The sequence below is a fragment of the Streptomyces sp. SID9727 genome (assembly GCF_010550605.1).
Lineage (GTDB): Bacteria > Actinomycetota > Actinomycetes > Streptomycetales > Streptomycetaceae > Streptomyces.
On record NZ_JAAGNI010000129.1, the window covers coordinates 1 to 5,951 of the forward strand.

The window sequence follows — 5,951 nt, forward strand, 5'->3', positions numbered from 1 at the left end:
GGGGGAGTGGGCGCCTGGGCCGGGGGAGCGGGCGCCTGGGCCGGCGCGGCGGCCGCGTACGGGTTCTGTCCGGGCGGCGGCGGGGCGTACCAGCCCTGCTGCGGCACGTCCGGCACGGGCTGCTGCGGCGGCGGGGCGTACCCCGGCTGCTGCCCGTAGCCGGGATGCGGCGGCTGCTGCTGGAGGTGGGCCCGCTGGTCGACCGTCGAGCGGTAGTCCACGGCGCCCTGCGTCATCCGCATGTACGCCTCCTCCAGCGACGCCTGGTGCGGCGAGAGCTCCCACAGCCGGACGTCCGACTCGTGGGCCAGGTCGCTGATCCGGGGGAGCGCCAGACCGGTGACCCGCAGGGCGCCGTCCGGCTCCGACAGGACCCGGCCGCCCGCCTCGGTCAGCGTGGCGGTCAGCTTCTCGCGCTGCTCCGGCGTCTCGTCCGGGACGCGGACCCGGGCGAAGTCGGCCGAGTTGGCCGAGATGAAGTCCTTGACGCTCATGTCGGCCATCAGCTGGCCGCGCCCGATCACGATCAGGTGGTCGGCGGTGAGGGCCATCTCGCTCATCAGGTGCGAGGAGACGAAGACCGTCCGGCCCTCGGACGCCAGCATCTTCATCAGGTTGCGGACCCAGAGGATGCCCTCCGGGTCGAGGCCGTTGACCGGCTCGTCGAACAGCAGCACCTGCGGGTCGCCGAGCAGCGCCGCCGCGATGCCCAGACGCTGCCCCATGCCCAGCGAGAAACCCTTGGAGCGCCTGCGGGCCACGTCCTGGAGGCCGACGACGCCCAGCACCTCGTCCACCCGGGCCTCCGGGATGCCGGCCAGCTGGGCGAGCGAGAGCAGGTGGTTGCGGGCGCTGCGCCCGCCGTGCACCGCCTTCGCGTCGAGCAGGGCGCCGACCTGGCGGGGCGCGTTCGGCAGGTTGCGGAACTCGTGGCCGCCGATGGTGACCCGGCCGGCCGTCGGCCGGTCCAGGCCGAGGATCATGCGCATGGTGGTCGACTTGCCGGACCCGTTGGGACCGAGGAACCCGGTGACGGCCCCCGGCCGCACCTGGAAGGAAAGGTTGTACACGGCCGTCTTCGCGCCATAGCGCTTGGTCAGGCCGACTGCCTCGATCATGCTCCAGCCCCATCGACTTATCTGTCGTCGGGGCACACGCCGTCCAGCCGTACGCCCCCGTATGAGTGAGGAGGATATCCGCGCCTTGACGGTTCCGCCCAAGCCGTTACGGGGGCGAGTCCCGGGCCGCCCTTCCGTACGGGTGCTCAGGCGTCCCGCTTCTTGAGTACGAGGAAGCCGCCGAGCACCGCGGCCGCCACCCAGGCCACCATGATCAGCAGCCCGGCCCACGGCCCGTACGGCCCCGGATCGCTGTCCATCGCGTTCGGCACCACCTGCATGATCTTGGAGCCCGCCTGGTCCGGGAAGTACAGGGCGACCTTCTTGGCGCCCGGCACCGCCGACAGGATCTGCGAGACCAGGAAGAAGAACGGCATCAGGATGCCCAGCGACAGCATCGAGCTGCGCAGCATCGCCGCCACCCCCATGGAGAACAGCGCGATCAGCCCCATGTAGAGGCCGCCGCCGACGACCGCGCGCAGCACGTTATCCGCGCCGATGTCCGTACCGTGGTCGCCCAGCAGGGCCTGGCCGAGGAAGAACGCGGCGAAACTGGTGACCAGCCCCACCACCAGCGCGAGGACCCCGGCCACCAGCATCTTGCTGAACAGGAAGGTCGCCCGCTGCGGCACCGCCGCCAGGGAGGTGCGGATCATGCCGGAGCTGTACTCCGTACCGACGACGAGCACTCCGAACACCACCATCGCCAGCTGGCCGAGGACCATCCCCGAGAAGCTGAAGAGCGTCGGGTCGAAGGTCAGCCGCTGCGCCTCCTCCAGATCGTCGAACTGGCTGTTCATCAACGCGGACACGGCCGCGCCCATCGCCACGGTGACCAGGAACGCGGAGATCAGCGTCCAGGTGGTGGAGGAGACCGTGCGGATCTTGGTCCATTCGGAAGTCAGGACCGCGGGAACCGAAGCCATCGTCACGCCCCCTCTCCGCCGCCGGGCCGCTGGACCCAGCCCTCGCCCCACGCCCGGCCCTCGGGCGGTGGCGCGCCGCCGCCCGGCTCCGAGTGCGCGTGGTACTCGACCGCGCCCGCCGTCATCTGCATGAACGCCTCCTCCAGCGACGCCCGCTGGGCGCTCAGCTCGTGCAGCGTGATCGTGTGCCGGGCGGCCAGCTCGCCCAGGTCCTCGGTGGTGGCGCCGTCCACCTCCAGCACACCGCCCTCCGCCTCGACGGCGACGACGCCCTCCTGGTGCAGCACGTCGCGCAGCCGCTCCTGCTGCGGGGAGCGCAGCCGGACGTAACTGCGCGAGTTCTCCTGGATGAAGTCGGCCATCGAGGTGTCCGCGAGGAGCCTGCCCTGGCCGATCACGATCAGGTGGTCGGCGGTCAGTGCCATCTCGCTCATCAGGTGCGAGGAGACGAAGATCGTCCGGCCCTGCGCGGCGAGCGTCTGCATCAGGTTCCGGATCCAGTGGATGCCCTCGGGGTCGAGGCCGTTGACCGGCTCGTCGAACATCAGGATCCGGGGATCACCGAGCAGCGCCGACGCGATGCCCAGGCGCTGGCCCATGCCGAGCGAGAACCCCTTGGACTTCTTCCTCGCCACCGCGGTCAGGCCCACGGTCTCCAGCACCTCCGCCACCCGCTGCTCGGGGATGCGGTTGCTCTGCGCCAGACAGAGCAGGTTGTGGTACGCGCTGCGCCCGCCGTGCATCGCCTTGGCGTCCAGGAGCGCCCCGATGTACTTCAGGGGCTCCGAGAGTTCGCGGTAGTGCTTGCCGTCGATCCGCACGGAACCGCTGGTCGGGTTGTCGAGATCGAGCATCATCCGCATCGTGGTGGACTTGCCCGCCCCGTTGGGTCCCAGAAAACCCGTCACCATTCCCGGTCTGATCACGCACGACAACTGGTCGACGGCGACCTTGTTCCCGTACCGCTTCGTGAGGCCATCGAGCTCGATCATGCGTTCACGCTAGAACGGCCGCGTGCCCGGCGCCACCACAAAGGCGGAACCGGGCACGCGGGTACAGCAAGCGGAATCAGCGCGTCTGCTGGGCCGGGACACCGCGCGAGGCGGGCTCCTCGTCGGCGGGGGTGCCGGCGGCGGCCACCGCGGCACCGGTCAGCGTCGCCAGCATCTCGCGGACGTTGGTCAGCTGCGCGTTGATCGAGTCGCGGCGGTTGGTGAGGGCCGCGAGCTCGCGCTCCGACTCGCTGCGGATGCGGTCGGCCTTCGCGTTGGCGTCCGCCACGATGTCCTCGGACTGGCGCTGCGCGGTCTCCACCGTCTGACGGGCCCGGCGCTCCGCGTCCGTGCGCAGCTTCTCGGCCTCCAGGCGAAGCTGCTCGGCGCGGTGCTCGATCTCGGCGAGGCGCTTCTCGGCCTTGGCCTGGCGGGACGCGAGGTCGCGCTCCGACTGGTCGCGGCGCTTGGCGAGGTTGGTCTCGAAGTCCGCGGCGGCCTGGGCGGCCTTGGCACGGGTCTCCTCGAAGAGGGCGTCGGCCTCCTCGCGCTTCTGCGCCGCGTCCTTCTGCGCGTCCGAGCGCAGCGCGGTGGCCTCACCCTTGGCCTTGTCGACGATGCGGACGCCGTCGTCCTCGGCCTTGGCCTTGCGCTCGGCGGCGAAGGTCTCGGCGTCGTTGCGCACCTGCTGGGCGGCGGACTCGGCGAGCTCGCGGTGCTGCTCGGCTGCGCGACGGGCCTCCTCGCGCAGGTCCTTCGCCTCCTCCTCGGCCAGGCGGAGGATCTTCTCCACACGCGCGCCGAGACCCGCGTACGACGGCTCCGCGTCGTTCACCTGGGCCTGGGCGTTCTGCGTTTCGAGGTGCAGCTCCTCGATGCGCTTTTCCAGCGATGTGATGCGGGCGAGAGCACTATCACGGTCGGCGACGAGCTTGGTAATGCGGTCATCCACCTGACCGCGGTCGTAACCACGCCGCACGAGTTCGAAGCCGAAGGGGGAGGAAGGGTCACTCATGGGGTTCCTGTCGAAGTGAGACCGGTGAGGTGATAGAGGGAATCCTAGGGGCCGAAACGGCGTGTCATCGAGTGGATGCCGGTTTGATCTGGAGAATGACACCCCTTTTGAGTGGCGAACACGCCCTACCCCTTGCCACTCGGAGGAAGGAGGGTCCATGGGCAACCACGGACGACGGCCCGTCGGCTACCCATCGGACTGCTTGCCACTCGATCGAGTGCCCGCCGCGGCACCGGCCTTGACGCCGCCGGCCGGTGCGGAGCCCCCGCCCTTACCGCCCGCCGCCGGGGTCTCGAAGGACTCCAACGCCTCCAGCACGTCCTGGACACGGGAGATCTCCGTATTGATGTCCTCACGCCGGCGCACCAGGACCTCCAGCTCGCGCCGGCCCTCGTCCACCATCCGCTTGGCCTCGGCCTCGGCGTCCGCCCGCAGCTTCTCGGCCTCGCGCACCAGACTGGCCTTCTTCTGCTCGGCCTCCTTGAGCAGCGACTCGGCCCGCTTCACGGCGGCGATCCTGACCTTGCTCGCCTCCGAGTTGGCGTCCGCCAGCAGCTCCTTGGACTTCTCCGCGGCCTCCTCGCGCTGCTCGGTGGCGGCCTTCATCAGCTTGTCCACGCGCTCGCCGACCGTCTTGACCTGCTCGGCCGTCTCCCGGCGAGCCCGGTCGTGCAGCTCCTGGACCTCGGTCTCCGCGCGGGTCTTCAGCTCCTCGGCCCGCTCCCGGATCTGCGTGGCGTCCCGACGCGCGCCGACCAGCAGCTCGTCCGCGTCCGTCCGGGCCCGCTCGACCAGCGAGTTGCCCTCGACCGTCGCCTCGGAGGTGATCCGCACGGCCTCCTTGCGCGCCGCGCCGACCATCGTGTCGGCCTGCTCCTCGGCCTCCGTGGCCGCGCGCAGCGCCTCCTCCTGGGCCTTGGCGATGAGCTGGTCCGCCTGCTCCGCCGCGTCCGCCCGGCGCTTCGACGCCGCCTCGCGCGCCTCGTCGAGCAGCCGGTCCGCCTCCTGGCGCGCCTCGGCCCGCATCTGCTCGGCAGCCGCCTCCGCGTCCGCCCGCAGCCGCTCCGACTCCTCCCGGGTGCGCGCCGCGTGCTCCTGGGCGGAGCCCACGGTGGCCGAAGCCTCCGCCCGCATCCGCTCCGCGTCGCCCGCCGCCTCGTCCACGGTCCGGGACGCCTGGAGCTCCGCGTCCGTGCGCATCCGCTCGGCCTCGGCGGTCGCCTCGGACACCAGGAGGTCGACCTGGGCAGCCGCCTCGGTCCGCATCCGGTTGGCGTCCTCGCGGGCCTCCGCCCGGCTGCGCGCCGCGTCCTGCTCGGCGGACGCCAGCGCGTCCGACGCCTCGGTGCGCATCCGCTGGCTGTACTCGGAGGTGTCGGCCCGCAGCCGCTCGGACTCCGCGATCGCCTCGGAGACCGTACGCTCCGCCATCGCCTTCGCGGCGTCCGTCTCCTCCTTGGCCACCTGGCGGATGCGCGAGGCGTCCTCGCCCGCCCGCTCCCGCTCGGCGTGCGCGTCGGCCCGCAGCCGGTCGGCCTCCTCCTGGGCCTCGGACTTCGTCCGCTCCGCGGCATGCTCCGCCGCCGAGCGCAGCCCGGCGATCTCCGACTCGGCCTGCTCCTGGAGCCCGCTGACGGCGTCCCGCACCTGCTGGGCGGTCTGCTCGGCCGCCGCGACCAGCTCGGCCGCCCGGCTCTCCGCCTCGCCGGTCAGCCGCTGCGCCTCGGCCTGCGCCTCCTCGACCCGCTTGCGCGCGGAGGCCAGCAGCTCCTCGCTCTGCTCACGGGCGCGCTCGCGCTCCTGGTTCGCCTCGGAACGGGCCGCGTCCAGCGTCTCCTCGGCCTCGCGCCGGCGCCGGTTCGCCTCCTCCTGGGCGGCGGCCAGCGCCTCGGCGGCCTCC

The 5,951-nt window shown here is 71.9% G+C and carries 4 protein-coding genes and 1 pseudogene; all 5 read right to left on the reverse strand.

All coding sequences use genetic code 11. The features are described from left to right. On the reverse strand, window positions 1–1,118 hold a 1,118-nt coding region (locus G3I41_RS07990; RefSeq protein WP_164399600.1), incomplete at its 3' end, for an ABC transporter ATP-binding protein. Between the two features lie 146 nt (window positions 1,119–1,264). After that, window positions 1,265–2,044, reverse strand: coding sequence for an ABC transporter permease subunit (locus G3I41_RS07995; RefSeq protein ID WP_164399601.1), 780 nt, complete (start codon window positions 2,042–2,044; stop codon window positions 1,265–1,267). A 2-nt stretch (window positions 2,045–2,046) separates the two neighbouring features. After that, entirely contained in the window at window positions 2,047–3,036 is a 990-nt protein-coding gene (locus G3I41_RS08000; protein WP_164399602.1) for an ATP-binding cassette domain-containing protein, read from the reverse strand. Between the two features lie 76 nt (window positions 3,037–3,112). Further along, window positions 3,113–4,051, reverse strand: a complete 939-nt coding sequence (locus G3I41_RS08005) for a cellulose-binding protein (RefSeq protein WP_164399603.1) — start codon at window positions 4,049–4,051, stop codon at window positions 3,113–3,115. A 186-nt stretch (window positions 4,052–4,237) separates the two neighbouring features. Next, window positions 4,238–5,951, reverse strand: a pseudogene (locus G3I41_RS08010) (hypothetical protein); the annotation flags it as partial.

Coding starts and splice junctions, on each gene's coding strand:
- G3I41_RS07995 (WP_164399601.1), bottom strand. CDS start 2,044: ATGGCTTCGGTTCCCGCGGTCCTGACTTCCGAATGGACCAAGATCCGC.
- G3I41_RS08005 (WP_164399603.1), bottom strand. CDS start 4,051: ATGAGTGACCCTTCCTCCCCCTTCGGCTTCGAACTCGTGCGGCGTGGT.
- G3I41_RS08000 (WP_164399602.1), bottom strand. CDS start 3,036: ATGATCGAGCTCGATGGCCTCACGAAGCGGTACGGGAACAAGGTCGCC.